The sequence below is a fragment of the Algoriphagus yeomjeoni genome (assembly GCF_049821175.1).
Lineage (GTDB): Bacteria > Bacteroidota > Bacteroidia > Cytophagales > Cyclobacteriaceae > Algoriphagus > Algoriphagus yeomjeoni_A.
This window is the reverse complement of record NZ_CP187512.1, coordinates 3,586,257-3,604,331: the sequence shown is the minus strand read 5'-3', so window position 1 is coordinate 3,604,331 and position 18,075 is coordinate 3,586,257. Positions and strand designations below refer to the sequence as shown.

Sequence of the window (18,075 nt, the reverse complement as noted above, 5' to 3'; positions counted from 1 at the left end):
AAGTTGCTGAACGACAAAATCAAAAGCCTGTTCTTTGTAGTATCAAATCGAAGTTTAATCAGAATACTTATAGCGATGTATTTCCAACATGTATATGACAAGTCACTGGCACAAGCAAGTTACTTTATAGGCTGCCAAGTAAAAGGTGTAGCCATTGTGATCGATGCCCAGCGGGACATGGATGTTTACTTGAAAATAGCCGAGGCAAATAACATGAAGATTACTCACATTGCCGAGACTCATATTCACGCTGATTTCCTTAGTGGATCTAGAGAGTTAGCTGCCGTGACTGGTGCCACAATGTACTTGTCAGACGAAGGGCCTAAAGAATGGAAGTACGAGTTTGACCATAAAGGACTTCTACACGGAGATAAAATTAACGTCGGAAACTTAAGCTTGGAAGTATTGCATACCCCTGGGCACACTCCTGAGAGCATCTCATTTTTGCTCACAGATCATCCTGCTACGGACAAACCAGTCATGATTTTCACAGGGGATTTTGTGTTTGTAGGAGATGTCGGTAGACCAGATTTGTTGGAAAAAGCTGCTGGTGTCGTAGGTACACAGGAAAAAGGAGCTGTGCAAATGTATGAATCGATTCAACGCTTTGCGGAGCTGCCTGAATATTTGCAAGTATGGCCAGGACATGGCGCTGGGTCGGCCTGTGGCAAATCCTTGGGGTCTGTACCAAGTTCTACTGTAGGGTATGAAAAAATCCGAAATTGGGCATTTCAATATGCTTCTGATGAGAAAGGATTCGTGGATTATTTGCTAGAGGGTCAACCTGAGCCTCCTAAATACTTTGCTATGATGAAGCATTTGAATAAGGAAGAGAGGCCTCTTTTGGTGGAAGTTCCTCAGCATCCCAAGCTAAGCAAGGCTCAATTTCTCAAGGCATATAATGATGGGCTGACAGTAATAGACACCAGAAATAAAGTCGATTTCGCTAAAGGTTTCTTACCAAACAGCATCAATATTCAGGGTAATAATTCATTTTCAACTTGGGCTGGCTGGCTGCTGAATTATCAAGAGCAATTTATCTTAGTCGCAGAGGAAAACGAGATGGAAGATTTGACTAGAAAGTTGATGCGCGTTGGACTGGATAATATCTATGGATTTATAGAGGATGTGTCTGCTTACGACTTGGAATTACAGACGGCTGATGTGATCGATATGGAAGAATTTAAGGCCTTGGCAAAAAAGGATGATGTACAGGTAGTGGACGTTAGAAATACCACCGAGTTGAAAGCTGGCCATGTCCGAGGTGCGGACCATGTCTTTGTAGGTACTATTGAGAGCAATTTGGATAAAATCAGCAAAGACAAACAAGTGGTAATTCACTGTCAAAGTGGAGATCGTGCTGCTATAGCCTATTCTCTTTTGAGAAAAAATGGCTTTGATGAGGTGAAGAATTATTCTGGAGGAATGAAGGAATGGAGAGAGCAAGGAAATGAAATAGTAACCAAATAAATAATAATAGCTATGGGTTTTTTCTCAGCAATGTTTGGAACAACGGACAATAGTAAATTGTCAGAAGCAATTCAGGAAGGAGCATTTCTAGTGGATGTGCGTTCCCCAGGCGAATTTGCCTCAGGATCTGTCAAAGGATCAGTAAATGTCCCTTTGGATGAGATTGGTAGTCAATTGACCAAATTCAAAGACAAGAAAAATATCGTTGTCTTTTGCCAAAGTGGCAACCGCAGCAGACAGGCGAAAAGCATTTTGGAAAGAAATGGTATTCAGAATGTCATCAACGGGGGCTCTTGGAGCAATGTCAATCAGTTAGTAGGTTAAGAAAGATTGACCTATTTAAAAAGGAGAGTCGCTTGACTCTCCTTATTTATTTTTAGAATTTACCATGAAAATCGTAAATCAAACTATTGATTTTCATGGTAAAACTTTTGATTTCTAAGTAACAATTACTTGTTTTTACAGCTAAATATCGTTTATTTTACCATGAAATCCGTAAATCAAACCTTCGATTTTCATGGTAAAAGACAGGCTAATTCTTCCATTACTTCAGGAATATCTCTCGATTTTCCCTGCTATTGGGCTCCTTGGGCCGCGACAGGTAGGGAAAACTACGCTTGTCAAAAATCTCACTTTAGATAAAGAAAGCATTTACATCGACTTGGAAAAAGCCTCTGATCGTGCGAAACTGAAGGATGCAGAACTTTTCCTGAAAGGAAATGCAGATAAGACGGTGATCTTGGATGAGATCCAACTTATGCCGGAGTTGTTTGCCGAACTGAGAAGTCTAATCGATGAGCAGCGGGAACCGGGGAGATTTATTATCTTGGGTTCAGCTTCGCCAGATTTGATCCGAAAAAGTGCCGATTCACTGGCAGGTAGAATAGGCTATTTGGAACTGCCTCCTTTTTTCTTGGGAGAAGTGGGCGATGATGAGTTGGAAAAACTCTGGATGCGAGGCGGTTTCCCGCTGTCTTTTTTGGCAAAAAGTGAAAGAGAATCACAGCTTTGGCGGCAGAACTTTATCAAAACGTATCTGGAAAGAGACTTGGCGCAGATAGGTCTGAGTACCGATCCGCGCTTGGTGGAGCGCTTTTGGATGATGCTGGCCAATGCACAAGGAGGAATCTGGAATGGAGAGAGTTTTGCCCGGGCGCTGGGAATCACCCGACCGACGGTGAATCGCTTTCTGGAATATCTGGAAGGCTCTTTTATGGTTCGGGTGCTGCAGCCATTTCATCACAACATCAAAAAGAGACTCGTGAAATCTCCGAAGGTATTTATCCGGGATGTGGGATTGCTGCATTCGCTGACTGGCGTGGATTCTATGGATGCTTTAAAGAACTTAGTGTTGATTGGAGCTTCTTGGGAAGGGTTTGTGATTGAGCAGATCACGGCGACTTTCGGCGAAACCTACGAATACTATTTTTACCGGACGCATCAGGGAGCAGAATGTGATCTGCTTTTGGTGAAAAATGGTGTGGTGAAGACTGCTATCGAAATCAAAAACACCCTGTCGCCCAAACTCACCAAAGGACTTCAGATCACGATGGAAGATACCGGAGCTGAGAATGGGGTGGTGATCTGTAGAATTGATGATGAGTATCCGCTTTCGGAAAAGGTGAGAGCGGTGGGGTTGAGGGAGTTTTTAATATGAAGAAGTTCTACCATATTTAGGAGCATAGTAACCAATAGGACCGTTTGTCACTTAATGGAGCCTGTTTTTATGGTCACTTCATTAATGATTTCATAGTTTAATTATATGCAGAAAATCATACTAGTGTACCTTTTGATTCTCTTAGTTTCGTGTAGAGAAAGCAAGAAGGAAAAAAAACAGGCTCCGATTAAAACAGACATTTCTATCCCCATTTCGGATAATTTCTCGAATACCTATTCAGTTGCCTCAGACAATTTAAACGAAGTATTCGCCGGGTATTTTCTCCAAAGGAATACCATAGATCTAATCGATTTAAAGAAGAAGGAGAGTCTTGGTCAAATTCAACTTCAATCCTCCAACTCGACAGTTGTGACACAGGGAGGCGGTATCACTTTTACTGAAGCTGGTTTATTTTACAAAACCCATAATCAGCTTTTTTATTTTTCTGAAGGCTCTAATGAACCAGAGCTAAACTATCCACTGAATTCTGAACTCCCCTTTGGTGGGGAAACATTTTTCAATTCTGCTCAAGGGATTGTCTCAGTTTTAAATGATATTTCTCCTATTCCACTACTTCAAGATCATTTGGTTCTGCCAATTTTTAGCCTGGATAGGCCATTTGGTTTTGCAGGAGTTTATCTATTGTCAGATCGATTCGAAGTGAGAAAGGTTGTTCCTATTGACTTGGATCAGGACTTTATAGAAAATCTAGCCCTATATGAAGGGCTTCAAAACCCTTTTATTTCTACTAACCAAAAGCATATTTATATCCAATTTCCATTCACTTCGGATGTGATCAAACTGGATCCTGAATCTGGAAAACAGGAGATGCTGGATGTGCCAGGGAAATTCATACATGGAAGAATTGATCCATCACACTTTGTGAAAGGTGAGTATCAAGCAAGGTCGATCCGATACTCAGCCCAGTTTTGGGATATTGTTTGGGATCCCTTCCGGGAAGTGTTTTACAGGATTGAAAAGGAAGAGCATTTCGATGAGAACGGAGAGCGAATCAATACCCGCAGAGGAGATCATTGGATCAATGTAATTTCTCAGGATTGGGAGGTCTTAGGTCATTTCAAACTGCCAGATGATCACTTGGCACGACCTTATGTAGCGGAGGATGGTATCTACTTTCAGCGATCAAATAGTGATAATGAGTCGGAACTCAGATTTGCATTTTATTCCGAGCTGCCATTGAAATGAAGGTAGAATAGAGTGTGTTGAAAACTACTCATCTAGCCAGCTCCTGACTATAAATCTCCACCCCCACTCTATCAATATGCTCCAATAAGTCAGGTTCTTTGATGGTGTGATAGTTCAGCACATCAAATTTATAAGGCATATTGGTTTCCTCGTTTAGGAAATAACTGATTTGGCTTACCGTGTCGAAATCAATTCCTTCACCTTTCATGGCAATATCCACATCACTGCCATTTTTGTAATTACCCTTGGCCCTACTGCCAAAAATGTATGCGCTTTCCACTTGAGCATGATTACTCAGTACGCTTAGAATCGCTTCCAAATCTGAATCCAAGAGTCCGAACTTATTCTTCATCTAGCTTTTGATTGAAACTAAGCTGCAAAGCTTTCAAAATGGGAAAGTATTTATGGTCTATTAACTTCTCCATATCAGAAGCTTTTTGCTCGTCGTATGTATGAGCCGTCAGATTTCTGTCTTGCAACAAATCCATCCAATCGTGGCCGTTTTCTAGAATATTCATTTCAAATGCTTTCTTCAGTGCACTTCTTGGGGATTTAATATCCACAAATCCTTGCTCCTCTAAGTAATCTTTTACCACGTTCCAGGCCAGCTCAAAACTCATTTCAAAAAATTGAATAATTCCAGCTTTCTGAACGATATCAGGATTGGTGATTTGCAGCGCATTTTCCAAATGATTCATCGCTTTGTTGAAATTAGAAAAGCGTTGCTTCCAGCGAATATCATCGTTTGTCATGGTAGAAGTCATGTGAGTTAAAGGCTAAAATAAGGCTTTATTCTTAGTTATTTGCCAGTATAACGACCCAAGCAACTGAGAATTTCGGAAAGTCCAAGTTTTGGAAACTTAGCTATGCTGGCCGGCAGGCAAGTGGCTCGCTCCCTATTTTGATCTTCAGACCATTAAATCCCAGGTGAGTTTTGCCTACCTAAAAATCAACCTACCGCTTCTCTGCCTGGAAGCTATTGATAATAGCGGTAAAACTAGGCTTTACTTTCTCGAACTGGGTCGCTGGGGCAGAACCGGTGATTTTGAAGGTTTGATTCAGCTTTTGGTACATGTAAAAAATGCCCGTTTTATCTCCATTTGTGCCATAGGAGAATTTTACCCACTTAGCCGGAGTTTCGTCTATCGTCGCGGTTCCATTTTCCCCCACTTTTAAATTCGGAAACTCCTCAGGTAAAATGTACTGAATTTCAAAAAGAAAATCTTCGTTGAAGGATTGCTTTGCACCTACCGATTCAAAATTTTCTGTTCCTTGAGCGCCTTCTAGATACGTCATAGATAAGACAGCATTATCTATGGTTTTAGCAATAATCTTATAATCATAGCCGTCGTCACTTACCTGCCAGTTCTGTGGCAAAACATAGCTGAATTTGATTTCTGGATCATTGACTACGACTCGTTCTTGAGCAAAAGTAACTAGTGGAATCACTGATAGGAAAAATAGAAATAAGATGCGATAGATCATGATGGATTCAAGGTTAGGATATGCAAAACATCTGAATTAATATATCCATTAAGATGAAGGTTTTAAAATACTTGCCCTTTGATTTAAGGATAATTAAGAAGTAAAAAGGGAATAGTCATGCTATCTGCATGCTAGGAATTACACAAAAGCCTCCCTCAAATACTTCGCAGTATAATTCCCTTCCTCTTTCATCATATCCTCAGGTGTTCCTTCAAAAGTCAGGTAACCGCCTTTATTTCCACCTTCTGGACCTAAGTCGATTACCCAGTCTGCGGATTTGATCACTTCGGTATTGTGCTCGATGATAATCACGGAGTGACCCTGATCGATCAGCGCATTGATGGAATGAAGCAGTTTTTTGATATCGTGGAAGTGAAGTCCAGTGGTCGGTTCATCGAAGATAAATAAGATATGATCGCTGGATTTTGTTCCGCCTTTTCCGAGGAATGAGGCCAACTTCACCCGCTGAGCTTCCCCGCCGGAAAGTGTATTGGAGCTTTGTCCCATACCGATATAGCCAAGCCCAACTTCCTGTAAAGGCTGAAGTTTGTTGATGATCTGGGTTTTTCCTTTGAAGAAGTCTAAAGCCTCATCGATGGTCATATTCAGCACATCCGAGATATCTTTTTCTCTGTACTTTACATCCAATATCTCATTCTTGAACCGCTTGCCTTTGCAGGATTCGCAGGTCAAATGAATATCTGCCATAAACTGCATTTCCACAGTGGTGATTCCTTCTCCGGCGCAGTTTTCACAGCGACCTCCATCTACATTGAATGAGAAAAAAGCAGGTTTATAGCCTCGCTGCTTGGAAATAGGCTGCTCGGAGAAAAGCATACGAATTGCGTCATAGGCTTTCACATAAGTCACAGGATTAGATCGGGACGACTTTCCTATAGGGTTTTGATCCACAAATTCTACTTGAGAAATGGATTTGTAGTCTCCCTCGATCTTGTCGTACTTTCCACTTTCGTCGATGACAGTTCCCAGCATTTTTCCCAAAGCAGGATAAAGAACTTTCTTAATCAAAGTGGACTTGCCAGAGCCTGACACTCCGGTTACACAAGTGAGCGTGTTCAGCGGGAATTTTACAGAAATGTTCTTAAGGTTATTTTCCCTAGCGCCTTTTACTGTAATTGAATCCTTCCAATTGCGATTGCCATCTTTCTGGAAAATCAACTCTTCCCCACGCAAATATTTGGCAGTGTGCGTCTGAGCGGAGGTCATAAGTTCAGCTATTGTCCCTTGGAAAAGCAACTCTCCTCCATGTACACCAGCATCTGGGCCAATATCAATGATCTGATCAGCCGCTTTCATTACCTTTTCTTCGTGTTCAACTACGATCACGGTGTTGCCCAGATCTCGAAGTGACTTCAACACTTCGACCAAGCGATCGGTGTCTCTTGGATGCAAACCGATGCTTGGCTCATCTAAGATATACATGGAGCCTACCAGCGCAGAACCCAAGGAAGTCGCCAATTTGATACGTTGAAATTCCCCGCCAGAAAGAGTAGAGGTCAATCGATTCAAAGTCAGGTATCCTAATCCAACCTGATCCATATACTCTAATCGACTCTGGATTTCCTTCAGCAATCGGTTGGCAATTTTCGCTTGATGTGGAGGAAGATCAAGGTTATTGAAAAACGGCAATGCCTCGTCAATCGGCATCAGCACGATATCCTGAATGGATTTATCTTCGATTTTTACATAGGAAGCATCTTTGCGAAGGCGGGTTCCCTTGCAGTCTGGACAGGTAGTTCGACCTCGAAAACGTGAAAGCATTACGCGATATTGAATCTTATGCGTTTTGGTTTCTAGGTCTTTGAAAAATGCGTCCAGACCTTTGAAATACTTGTTCCCCGTCCAAAGCAAGGCTTTTTCCTTGTCATTCAGATCCTCATAAGCTCTGTGAATAGGGAAGTCAAACTCGATTCCTTTTTTCAAAAGCGGTTCCACCCAAGCTCGCGAGGATTCCCCTCGCCAAGGAGCAATTGCGCCTTCATAGACTGAAAGGTCCTTTTCGGGAATAACCAGATCCGAGTCAATTCCCAGCACATTTCCAAACCCTTCGCAGGTACGGCAGGCACCGAATGGATTGTTGAAAGAGAAGAAGTTGACCGAAGGGATCTCGAACTGCATGCCGTCGAGTTCAAAGCGATCTGAGAAACTCTTTGTCTCTTGACCAGGAATAGTGATTTTGCAGTCACCATGGCCTTCGAAAAGAGCAGTTTGCACCGAATCAGCAATACGGAATTGATTGTCTTCATCCTCTTTGTGAACAGCCACACGGTCGATTAAGATCTCATAATTTCCCTTTTGAATCTTCTTTTCCTGAAGCAAATCTTCGACAAAATAGGCTTCATCGTCAATTAAAATCCGTGTATATCCTTTTTGCAAAAGCAATTCCAACTCTTGGTTGATCTTCCTTCCACGCTCAATTTGAAGCGGGCAGGAAATCATGACTTTTGATCCCTCTTCAAAAGATTGAATGTAATCCACGATGTCTGTGACGGTGTGGTGCTTCACTTCTTTGCCGGAAATTGGCGAGATTGTTTTCCCTATTCTGGAGAAAAGAAGCTTCAGGTAATCATAGATCTCTGTTGTAGTTCCTACGGTGGAGCGAGGGTTTTTAGTATTGACTTTTTGTTGGATGGCGATTGCCGGAGCTACACCCTTGATGTATTCTACATCAGGTTTTTCCATCCTGCCTAGGAACTGGCGGGCGTAGGAGCTTAAGCTCTCCACGTACATGCGTTGGCCTTCGGCAAAAAGGGTATCGAAAGCCAAAGAAGACTTTCCAGAGCCCGAGAGCCCAGTTACAACAACAAATTTATTTCTTGGGATCGCGACGCTCAGGCTTTTCAGGTTGTTTACCCGGGCGTTTTTGATGATGATGAATTCCTTGGGATCGATGGAATCGATGGATGTATTGGCAGTTAATGTACTCAAAGTCATATGGGACAAAGTTACGAAAGGAACAGAGGAACTCCTTGGAAAGTTTGAAGCTTGCAGCAAATTGTCGGATATGGATAGCGCGATAATCTTCCAATCTTCTAATCCGCTACCTCGGACAAGTACTTCCAATTAAAATTCTTTTCTTCGCATCATGGATATCCAATGGCTTATAGACGGCTTTGCCCAAGGGCTCGCAGAAATGACCTGGCTGGAAGCTATTGCTGTGTTTTTCGGAATTGCTTCTGTCTTTTATTCCATGCGCGAAAATATCTTGGTGTATCCTACTGGGATTATTTCTACGCTAATTTATGTTTGGATTTGCCTGCAATACAAGCTTTACGCCGATATGGGAATCAACGCCTATTATTTCAGTATGTCTATTTTCGGCTGGTATGTGTGGACTCATCCTCAGGAGGGGAAAGCGGAATTACCTGTTACTTGGCTCAAAGCAAGAGGCTGGGCTATTTCTTTAGGGATATTTGTGGTTTCCTACATTCTCCTTGTTTTCGTCTTAGTTAATTTCACTGATAGTGATGTGCCGTATTGGGATTCATTCACCACTGCTTCAGCTTTTGTAGGGATGTGGTTGATGGCAAAAAAGAAAGTGGAAAACTGGATATTTTGGATTATTACCGACTTGGTAGCGGTACCACTATACTTCTATAAAGGTCTTGTTTTGACCTCATTTCAGTATCTTTTCTTCACAGTGTTGGCGATTATTGGGTTAATTGCCTGGATCAAGTCAGCGAGAAAATATAGCTTTAACGTAAATGATTAAGAATTTTTAAAAATCCCCCTAGCCCCCTTTGAAAAAGGAGGAATTGCCGAAATTGAACTTTAACCTCTGTTTTTAAGAATATTTGAAAGAAAAGTAGCTCTAATAAAATTAATAACCTCTGAGTCCTCCGCGTTGACCTCCGTGGCCTCTGCGGTAAAAATCCTTATCAATGCCCAATCCAAAACGAATCTTAATTCTAGGCCCAGAATCTACCGGGAAAAGTACACTGGCAGAAGATCTGGCTAATCATTTCGTTGAGCCTTGGGTGCCCGAATATGCACGAGAGTATCTCGATAATCTGGGTCGGGAATACCGGTACGAGGACTTGGTGAAAATCGGAAAAGGTCAGATTGCGCTTGAAGATAAACTTGCTGAAAAGGCAAATGATTATCTTTTTGTAGATACAGATTTGCGAGTTATCCACATTTGGTCGGAGCATAGATTTGGGAAAACGGATCCTTGGGTATTGGAAGGAATAGCTACTAGAAAGTATGATTTGATACTGCTGACAGATACGGATTTGCCATGGACTCCTGATCCCCAGCGTGAATATCCAGAACTAGAGATGCGAAATTACTTCCTTGATTTATATACCAAATTGGCTGAAGAAAGTGGATTTCCTTTTTTTCTAATTTCAGGAAATAGGGATGCGCGGCTTACAAAAGCCCTTGAATTACTTTAGTTTCGAGTTTGAAAACACAATGCTATGACACGAAATATTCACTCTTTAATTCTAGTGCTCTCATTTTTTTCCTGCCAAAAAGTTGAGGAACAGAAGCCTATAAAACCAAATATAGTTTACATTTTGGCAGATGATTTAGGGTTTGGTGAAGTGGGATATCAGGGCCAAAAGAAAATCAAAACGCCAAATATTGATGCGCTAGCTGCTTCAGGGATGGTTTTTACTAACCATTATTCTGGCGCTCCTGTTTGTGCCCCAGCTCGGTGTATTTTATTGACGGGCAAGCATGGAGGACATGCCTACATACGTGGCAATGATGAATGGAGGGAGCGAGGAGAAGTTTGGGATTACGCTAAAGCTGCGGCCGATCCAAATCTAGAAGGTCAAAGGCCTTTGCCGGCTGGGACTACTACACTCGCGTCGATTCTTCAAGGTCAAGGTTATAAAACAGGAATCGTCGGAAAATGGGGTTTGGGAGCACCGCTGACTGAAAGTATTCCTACCAAAATGGGGTTCGATTACTTCTATGGTTATAACTGTCAGCGTCAAGCACATAATCTTTATCCTCCGCATATGTGGGAAAATGAGACTAAGGTGTCGCTAAATAACCCTGTAGTTGTTCCAAATACAAAACTTGATGAAGGTGCTGACCTTAATGACCCTGCTAGTTATTCAAAATATCAACAGCAGGATTATGCACCTGCATTGATACACAAAAAGGCGCTGACCTTTATCGAGGAGAATAAGGACGAACCTTTTTTCCTTTACTATGCATCTCCATTGCCTCATGTGCCACTTCAGGCACCTATCAGTGATGTGGATAAGTACGAATCTGAGTTTGGAGATGAAGCTCCATATGATGGATCGCAAGGCTATTTTCCTAATAGATATCCACACGCAACTTATGCAGCTATGATCACGCTTTTGGATCAGCAGATTGGTGAAGTGAAAGCAAAGCTGAAAGAACTAGGCTTGGAAGAAAATACAATCATTATAGTGACCAGTGATAATGGTCCCACTTACACAGGTGGAGTGGATTTTGATTACTTCGAAAGCTCCTCACCTTTCACAAATGGCTATGGACGCACTAAAGGCTTTGTGTATGAAGGTGGAATCAGAATTCCTATGTTAGTCAACTGGCCAGGGAAAGTAGAAGCTGGAACTAAGACAGATCATATCTCTGCATTTTATGATGTAATGCCTACAATCTGTGATTTGTTGGGGATTGCTCCTCCTGCAGATGCAGATGGCAAGAGTTTTCTCCCTACGTTACTTGGCAAAAATCAAGAAGCTCACGAATACTTATTTTGGGAATATCCTGAATATGGTGGGCAGCAAGCCGTTCGAATGGGCAAATGGAAGGCTGTTCGCCAAAACATATTGAAAGAAGGAAATCTAGCAATAGAGCTGTATGATTTGTCTAATGATCCTAAAGAACAAGAAAACATAGCAGATGCTAATCCAGAAATCATCCAAAAGATGGAAGCTATAATGAAGAAAGAGCACAGCACTTCAGCATTAGAACGCTTCAGAATGCCTGCGCTTGGGGATTAATTGTGATAAACTAGTTTTTTCAACAATGGAAATTGAGTCTTAATTTGGTGATGTTAGTAATTCCCTTGGATTACCATCCCATATTAATGTTTTAGATTTGAAGGGTTTGGTTACCCATATTTCATGGGGAGTATAAATTAAAAAAATGAAATTGATTGATTTTAAAAAAGGTAGAAGGCTTCAGATTATTTTGTCTTTTATAGCTTTTTCGATTGGCTGTTCTTCAAAGCGCAGTTCAGATATTTTTGAGTATTCAGACTTACCTCTTGTTGACAGTATTGAAATAAAGCTTCCATTGGAATTTTTACCTAATTCAAAATGGCAAACATTTAATGATAGTTTCCAAAATCTGTTGATAGACTATGGACTGGATAGAAATGGAGATTTACTGGTTTTGAGATTAGATTTTGAAAAAGGAGAATATTTAGATCCTATCCACATTCCAAGAGAAGGGCCTGATGGATTTAATGCTCCTGATGTATTTATTTCCTATCAAGGTCTGGATTCAATTTATGTTTTTCCAGCAACTTCGGATAGGTTTTTTCTATACAATTCTTTAGGCAAAAGAACAGGGGAATATCGGTACAACAGTAGTTCAAGTACTCATTTCTATATGAGTGGCTTTTATTCTGACATTTTCTTTTCAGATGGGAAAATGATCCTTCCCACCATTAATGACACTCGTTACGACGATAAATCATATTTTGAAAAAGTAATTCCCTTTCAAAAATATGATTTGACCAAGCAAAGGTTTTCGGATAGTATTGAATACATAAAGAGCTTAGCAGGAAAATTTCTGCCTTCAAATCTGACAGGAGGACAGGTTTCTAACTATGATGATGTTAATGCACTCTTGAACTACCCATTTTCAGATAGTTTATATCTCTACAATTATGAAAGGAAATCTATGCAGAGTTTTTACTGTGGAATTGAAACTGGACATAGGACTAAGTTTTATGATCATGTCCCTGATAGAGCGGAAAGTATAGACTATATAGCTAAGGAAAAAAACTATGAGTTTTCCAAAATGCACAATGGCAAAATATATCGTCTAGTCTCACATCTAAAAAATGAAAATGCCAGAGAATTGCCAGTGTTGGATATTATAACTCAAGATCTTCGTGGTGTTACTATGATAAAACTTGACCCAAAAAACAGTTCAATTAACTACTACAAAATGCCGATTGCTAGAAATTTCGTTTTTATTGGCAACCAATTAATTGTAGGTGGAATTTCGAGTAGGGAGGATGAAAATCAAGATACATTTCGGACATTCTATGTATATCAGATGGATTAATAATAATGAACCTTAACCAAAAGATATAGTCAGTCTTGCCTACCATTTTCCCAATGAGAGCGTAGCCGCTTCTACTAGGCGCATCATATCTGGATGAGCGTTGTTGTTTAGGATTATGATCGTTTTCTTCTCTTCTAAAAACCGAACAATGATGGTGCTGTAGCCTGGATTAGATCCTGTATGCATCACCATTTTCCCGAAGGGACTTTGTGGCTTTATTTCCCAACCAAAGCCATAATAGCTGCGAGTTCCGTCATTCAGTTTAAAAGCGGTGTAAGCTTCCTCCATGGTTTCCTTAGAAACTAACTTCTCGGTATAGAGTGCCTGATCCCATTTGTAAAGATCTTCCGCATTACTGGAAACTCTTCCAGGGCCTTTGCGATTGCCTAGCCAAACTGTGTAATCTGAAGAATGAAAGGTATTTGCATTGACATAATTACCGTTTTCATCTTTGAGATGTCCTGCAGCAAAATCTTTAACGGTTGCTTTTTCCTCTAAAGAGCGGATATCTGTGTTTTTCATTCCCAGAGGTCGAAATATCCATTCCCGCATGAGATCTACGAAATCTTCTCCAGTTACTTTTTCTACGACACTAGCCAATAATACATAGCCCGTATTACTGTATTCATATTTATCACCTGGATCAAAAGATTTGACTGGAGCATACTCTCGAAGATATTCTAGAATATCTGGGTTGCCGGCAACCTTGCTTTTGTCCCAATGCTCATCCATGATGGCTTGATAGTCTGGTAAGCCACTTGTATGCGTGAGGAGGTTTCTGATGCTGATTCCTGGGTATGGAGTTTCTATATACTTGGAAAGCTGATCATCGAAACTCAAAAGCCCTTTTTCCTTACACATCATTATCATCATAGCTGTGAATTGCTTTGATAGGGATGCCAATTCGAAAATATCGTCTTTGTGGAGAAGCGCACGATTTTCATAGGTCCGCATTCCCATTGCATCTTCAAGAAGTATTTTGCCATCTTCTGCAACAAGGACTACTCCAGAAAAGCCTTCTCTCTCAGCTCTTTCAATTGCTTCTTTTAGGATTTTCTGTTGCCCAAGGATTTGGCCATTAAAGGAGACAAAAGCCAACAAGAGGAGCGCTAGGAATCTATTCATGACTAGGGGGATTTATATGGAAATTACAAAACCTTTTGTTATTGCGCTAATGGATAGATTAGGTCTTTAGATATTAGATGAATTAACCTGTGACTTTAGGTGTTTTTTAAGCTCTTTCGATAAATTGGCTTAGGTCTTACGGGGATCAAAAAATAAAAAAAGCCACAGAATTCTGTGGCTTTTAGCATATTATAAGAGGTTTAAAGCTTATTCAACTCCACCTTTTCTAGTAGGAGAACGTACAGCTGGCCATTCAGTTGGTTCACCATTTCTTCCTATTGGAATTCTAACTTCTCTGGAAACCATATCGTCTTCTTCACTTGCCATGTAAACCATGATCGCTGCCATGATCACATTGTTTTGCACATCATCAAAGATGATTTTATCATAGGTATCCAAGTTGGTATGCCAAGTATAATTGCCATAGGACCAGCTAAGAGAGCTCAATGAAAAAGCAGGAACTCCGGCTGCCACGAAGGAAGCATAATCAGATCCGCCTCCACCTGGATTACCTGGGAAGGTTGTTTCTACTTCTCTCGTAATGTTTCTTGGCACTTTAGACATCCAACGGCCTAAGTAGTCATAACTGTGGATGAAACCTTGACCAGAAACATTTACCACTCGGCCAGTTCCATTATCTTGATTGAAAAGTGCTTGGATCTTTGGCATCATGTCAGCATGATCTTCCACGAAAGCTCTTGAGCCGTTCAAACCTTGTTCTTCAGAACCCCAGTGACCTACCAAGATTGTTCTCTTTGGGTTAGGATAAACTTCCTTCAAAACCCGCATTACTTCCATCATCATGATAGTACCAGTTCCGTTATCCGTAGCACCAGTTCCGCCATCCCAAGAGTCAAAGTGTGCAGAGAGCATCACATACTCGTCAGGCTTTTCAGTTCCTTTGATTTCAGCAATGGTATTGAAAGTTGGGACCATTCCATTCTCTTTGGACTGTGCATTGAGGTGGATCATTGGTTTTTCGCCACTCTCAGCAAGTCTAAATAGCATTCCGTAATCTTCCAGTGAAAGATCTACAGTAGGTACTTTTTTAGTGGATGCAGAGAAGATTTTATTTGCTCCGAAACCTTGTGACCAATAAGAAGTGATGATACCTAATGCTCCAGCATCTTCAAGTGCTAAAGGTAATTCTCTTCTACCTTGACCAGTTTTTTGAAGTCTTTCATTCCAAGCCCTATTGGACTCAGTACGATCTTCTTTCATTTTTTCGAAAGATTCTTCAGTGGCATATTCTTCCCAGTTATAGTCTGGACGACCAGTCAGCTGCGGAGCTGAGATCATTACATATTTGCCTTTTACCGAGGGAAGCCATGCTTTGAAAGCTGCTTCATCAGCCAAATCCGGAATCACCACCACTTCGCCATTAGCTCCGCCTTCCGGTGATGAAGGACTCCAAGCCAATTGCTGACCTGAAAGTGATTTCGTCCATGGAGCAATCATGTCGATGTGAGAAATTCCTCTTTCCCATCCTCTCCATTCGCCCCATTGCTCATTGCGGGCTTCGATGCCCCAGCCTTTATATTTGGCTACAGCCCAATCGTGCGCCTTTTGCATCTGAGGAGAACCTACTAATCTTGGTCCTACTCCATCCATCAATTCGTGGCCGATCTGCTTGAGTTGAGAGTTTTCTGTTTCTTCTTTGATGATTTTTTCAATCACCTCATCTTGTGCTTGGACATTGCTGCCGAGAAGCAGCATCAGGCCAATGCCTAATAAGTATCTCTTTTTCATATGTTTATATTTGGTTTTCTTTGGTCCCGTGGAATTTTATATGATATAAACATCCCAATTTGTGGAGGATTGAACATGCGTGATCTCATATTTGGATATTTTATATTTAAAATTATCGCTTAGAAACGTGATTTCCGCACCGTTGGTGGATTTGTGGGCGTACAGAATTGATGCTTGTCCTTATGATTGAGCACAAATCTGATGACTGTTTTTTCTGTATAAAAGGGAAAATGTTTGGGATGATCCCTAAGCAAATAAGTTAATCAGGTTCTTCTTAAAATAGGTAGCGCTTTCTTTTACACTTTGAATAGGGTTTTGCGCGAAATTCCCTCCTTGCTCGATGTAGTAGTATTCCATTCCTGAGAGGGTAGCGTCGGGTAGTATTTTCGTATAATCAATCGAACCATTCCCCATTTCAGAATAGTCTCTTGTGACTTTATCCATGTCTTTGATATGCCACATGACAAATCTGCCCGGAGCTTTCATGAAAAGTTCATGGGCAGTTACTGGAGAGCTGTGCGCCACCCAGTACAGGTCGATCTGAAGTTTGACTAGCTCTGGATCTGTATTTTGCAAAATGATGTCATAGCCGATTTCACCGTTATGGTCAATAAACTCAAAATCATGATTATGATAGGCAAAGCCAAGTCCGGCTTTATTCACTCTTTCTCCAATCAAATTCAGCTTATCTGATAAGATCTTGAATTTTTCAATGGAGCGGGACTCTGGGTCAAGCCATGGCCAGGTAATATACTTTTGGTTTAGGGCATGAGCTCCCACAATACTTTGATCTGTATATCGCATCAAGTCCTCGGAGGATCCGTTGAAATACTTGATAAAATCGTAGTGACCAGAGGTACTTACCAGAGAATTATCTTCCAAAACCTTCTTGAAATCAGTAGCCGGCATTCCATAGAATTCCTTTTTTTCACCATCATAACCATAGGTTTCGGTGTCCTGATAGCCAAATCCAGCAATTGTTTTTAAAGCTAGTTTTGGATCTTCTGCCATGGGAGCTCTGATCGTAAAAAGCTGAAGTCCCATTTTGTAATCTTTAGCCTTAGGGGAATTGAATCCAGCTAGTCCAAAACTTGCAGCAGATACGGCAAGTCCGGTTTGCTTTATGAAATCACGGCGGTTAATCATGGAATGAGATTATTAGGGTCAAGGTAGAAAAATCAGCCGGGAGACAGACTATTTTGTTTGCTCAAAATAATTATGAAAAAATAGCAATTGATACTGTACCGCATCTCTCCAATAGTCCCAAGTGTGGCCTCCAGGGCCAATTATAAAGGTATGTGGGATGTTGTTGTAGGTTAATTTTTCGTGGAGTTTTACATTTACTTCGTAAAAGAAATCTTCTGTACCGCAGCTAATGATTAATTTCTGCTTGTTTGGGATCAGACGATTACTCTGGTAGAAAACGGAATATTCTTCCCAGCGCTCCGGATTTGCAGCTTTTGTTCCTAGGTATTTTTTCATTTCCCAGTTCTCTGGAAAAGGGCTGATATCCACGCCGCCACTGAGGCTTCCCGCAGTGCCATAGGTATCCTGATGTCTAAGAGCAAGATAAAGTGCACCATGTCCTCCCATGCTGAGTCCTGTGATAGCTCTTCCTTCACGACTTGCTATTGTGCTATATTCTTTGTCAATAAATTCCACCAATTCTTTTCCCACATAGGTCTCGTATTTGGAGCCTTCTACCTCAGGACTATCCCAATACCAGCTACCAAAGTTTCCATCTGGAGTAACAATGATTAGATCATATTGGTCTGCATAAGTCTCTAGAAGAGGAGCTTGCTGTATCCAAGACCTATAATTTCCTGAATAGCCATGTAGCAAATAAACTACTGGGTAATCTTTAGACTGACTATAACCGCTAGGGGTAATTACCACAGCTTTGATTTCCTTTTGCATTGAAGCACTATAAGTGGCGACCGTGTCGACACTTGCCAGCGCTGTAAAGGAAATAATGCAGAAAAAAGAAAATGTAAAAAAGGAAGATAAGAAGGATTTCATTATTCGGATCACTTTAGATTGTGTAGAGTAAAAATGGCAAGGAATACTTGAAATTCCTGTATATCTAATTACAAAAGTACTTTTGAATTGATTTTTCT

The 18,075-nt window shown here is 41.0% G+C and carries 16 protein-coding genes; 8 read left to right on the top strand and 8 right to left on the bottom strand.

Features of this window, described 5'->3' with window-relative positions:
• Positions 1-75: 75 nt before the first annotated feature.
• The 4 genes from ACPUEN_RS14480 to ACPUEN_RS14465 all read left to right on the top strand — a co-directional run bounded on the left by ACPUEN_RS14480 (position 76) and on the right by ACPUEN_RS14465 (position 4,333).
• A complete protein-coding gene (locus tag ACPUEN_RS14480; protein ID WP_425636615.1) occupies positions 76-1,470 on the top strand; it encodes an MBL fold metallo-hydrolase in 1,395 nt (464 codons plus the stop codon).
• 12 nt (positions 1,471-1,482) lie between these two features.
• On the top strand, positions 1,483-1,794 hold the full coding sequence (locus tag ACPUEN_RS14475) for a rhodanese-like domain-containing protein (RefSeq protein WP_425636614.1): 312 nt from the start codon (positions 1,483-1,485) through the stop codon (positions 1,792-1,794).
• A 193-nt stretch (positions 1,795-1,987) separates the two neighbouring features.
• Positions 1,988-3,127, top strand: a complete 1,140-nt coding sequence (locus ACPUEN_RS14470) for an ATP-binding protein (protein ID WP_425636613.1) — start codon at positions 1,988-1,990, stop codon at positions 3,125-3,127.
• Positions 3,128-3,232: 105 nt separating this feature from the next.
• On the top strand, positions 3,233-4,333 hold the full coding sequence (locus ACPUEN_RS14465) for a DUF4221 family protein (protein ID WP_425636612.1): 1,101 nt from the start codon (positions 3,233-3,235) through the stop codon (positions 4,331-4,333).
• A 28-nt stretch (positions 4,334-4,361) separates the two neighbouring features.
• Here ACPUEN_RS14465 and ACPUEN_RS14460 read toward each other — a convergent pair whose 3' ends face one another.
• The 4 genes from ACPUEN_RS14460 to uvrA all read right to left on the bottom strand — a co-directional run bounded on the left by ACPUEN_RS14460 (position 4,362) and on the right by uvrA (position 8,773).
• Positions 4,362-4,685: a nucleotidyltransferase family protein gene (locus ACPUEN_RS14460; protein ID WP_425636611.1), complete on the bottom strand. Its 324-nt coding sequence runs from the start codon at positions 4,683-4,685 to the stop codon at positions 4,362-4,364.
• Entirely contained in the window at positions 4,675-5,097 is a 423-nt protein-coding gene (locus ACPUEN_RS14455; protein WP_425636610.1) for a nucleotidyltransferase substrate binding protein, read from the bottom strand. Before ACPUEN_RS14455 ends, ACPUEN_RS14460 begins: the two co-directional genes overlap by 11 nt.
• 190 nt (positions 5,098-5,287) lie before the next feature.
• A complete protein-coding gene (locus tag ACPUEN_RS14450) occupies positions 5,288-5,818 on the bottom strand; it encodes a hypothetical protein (protein ID WP_425636609.1) in 531 nt (176 codons plus the stop codon).
• A 138-nt stretch (positions 5,819-5,956) separates the two neighbouring features.
• On the bottom strand, positions 5,957-8,773 hold the full coding sequence (uvrA, locus tag ACPUEN_RS14445) for an excinuclease ABC subunit UvrA (protein ID WP_425636608.1): 2,817 nt from the start codon (positions 8,771-8,773) through the stop codon (positions 5,957-5,959).
• A 151-nt stretch (positions 8,774-8,924) separates the two neighbouring features.
• Between uvrA and pnuC the strand changes: the two genes are divergently transcribed.
• The 4 genes from pnuC to ACPUEN_RS14425 all read left to right on the top strand — a co-directional run bounded on the left by pnuC (position 8,925) and on the right by ACPUEN_RS14425 (position 13,084).
• Positions 8,925-9,551 carry a nicotinamide riboside transporter PnuC gene (gene pnuC, locus ACPUEN_RS14440; protein ID WP_425636607.1) on the top strand — a complete coding sequence of 209 codons (627 nt, stop codon included), beginning with the start codon at positions 8,925-8,927 and terminating at the stop codon, positions 9,549-9,551.
• 169 nt (positions 9,552-9,720) lie between these two features.
• A complete protein-coding gene (locus ACPUEN_RS14435; protein ID WP_425636606.1) occupies positions 9,721-10,233 on the top strand; it encodes an AAA family ATPase in 513 nt (170 codons plus the stop codon).
• Positions 10,234-10,257: 24 nt separating this feature from the next.
• On the top strand, positions 10,258-11,787 hold the full coding sequence (locus ACPUEN_RS14430) for an arylsulfatase (RefSeq protein ID WP_425636605.1): 1,530 nt from the start codon (positions 10,258-10,260) through the stop codon (positions 11,785-11,787).
• A gap of 145 nt (positions 11,788-11,932) precedes the next feature.
• Positions 11,933-13,084, top strand: a complete 1,152-nt coding sequence (locus ACPUEN_RS14425) for a hypothetical protein (protein ID WP_425636604.1) — start codon at positions 11,933-11,935, stop codon at positions 13,082-13,084.
• A 39-nt stretch (positions 13,085-13,123) separates the two neighbouring features.
• On the opposite strand, the gene ACPUEN_RS14420 is transcribed toward ACPUEN_RS14425, so the two are convergent.
• The 4 genes from ACPUEN_RS14420 to ACPUEN_RS14405 all read right to left on the bottom strand — a co-directional run bounded on the left by ACPUEN_RS14420 (position 13,124) and on the right by ACPUEN_RS14405 (position 17,977).
• Entirely contained in the window at positions 13,124-14,209 is a 1,086-nt protein-coding gene (locus ACPUEN_RS14420) for a serine hydrolase domain-containing protein (RefSeq protein WP_425636603.1), read from the bottom strand.
• A 207-nt stretch (positions 14,210-14,416) separates the two neighbouring features.
• Entirely contained in the window at positions 14,417-15,958 is a 1,542-nt protein-coding gene (locus tag ACPUEN_RS14415) for a M20/M25/M40 family metallo-hydrolase (protein ID WP_425636602.1), read from the bottom strand.
• Positions 15,959-16,204: 246 nt separating this feature from the next.
• Positions 16,205-17,104: a sugar phosphate isomerase/epimerase family protein gene (locus ACPUEN_RS14410; protein ID WP_425636601.1), complete on the bottom strand. Its 900-nt coding sequence runs from the start codon at positions 17,102-17,104 to the stop codon at positions 16,205-16,207.
• A gap of 48 nt (positions 17,105-17,152) precedes the next feature.
• A complete protein-coding gene (locus ACPUEN_RS14405; protein ID WP_425636600.1) occupies positions 17,153-17,977 on the bottom strand; it encodes an alpha/beta hydrolase in 825 nt (274 codons plus the stop codon).
• Positions 17,978-18,075 lie beyond the last annotated feature (98 nt).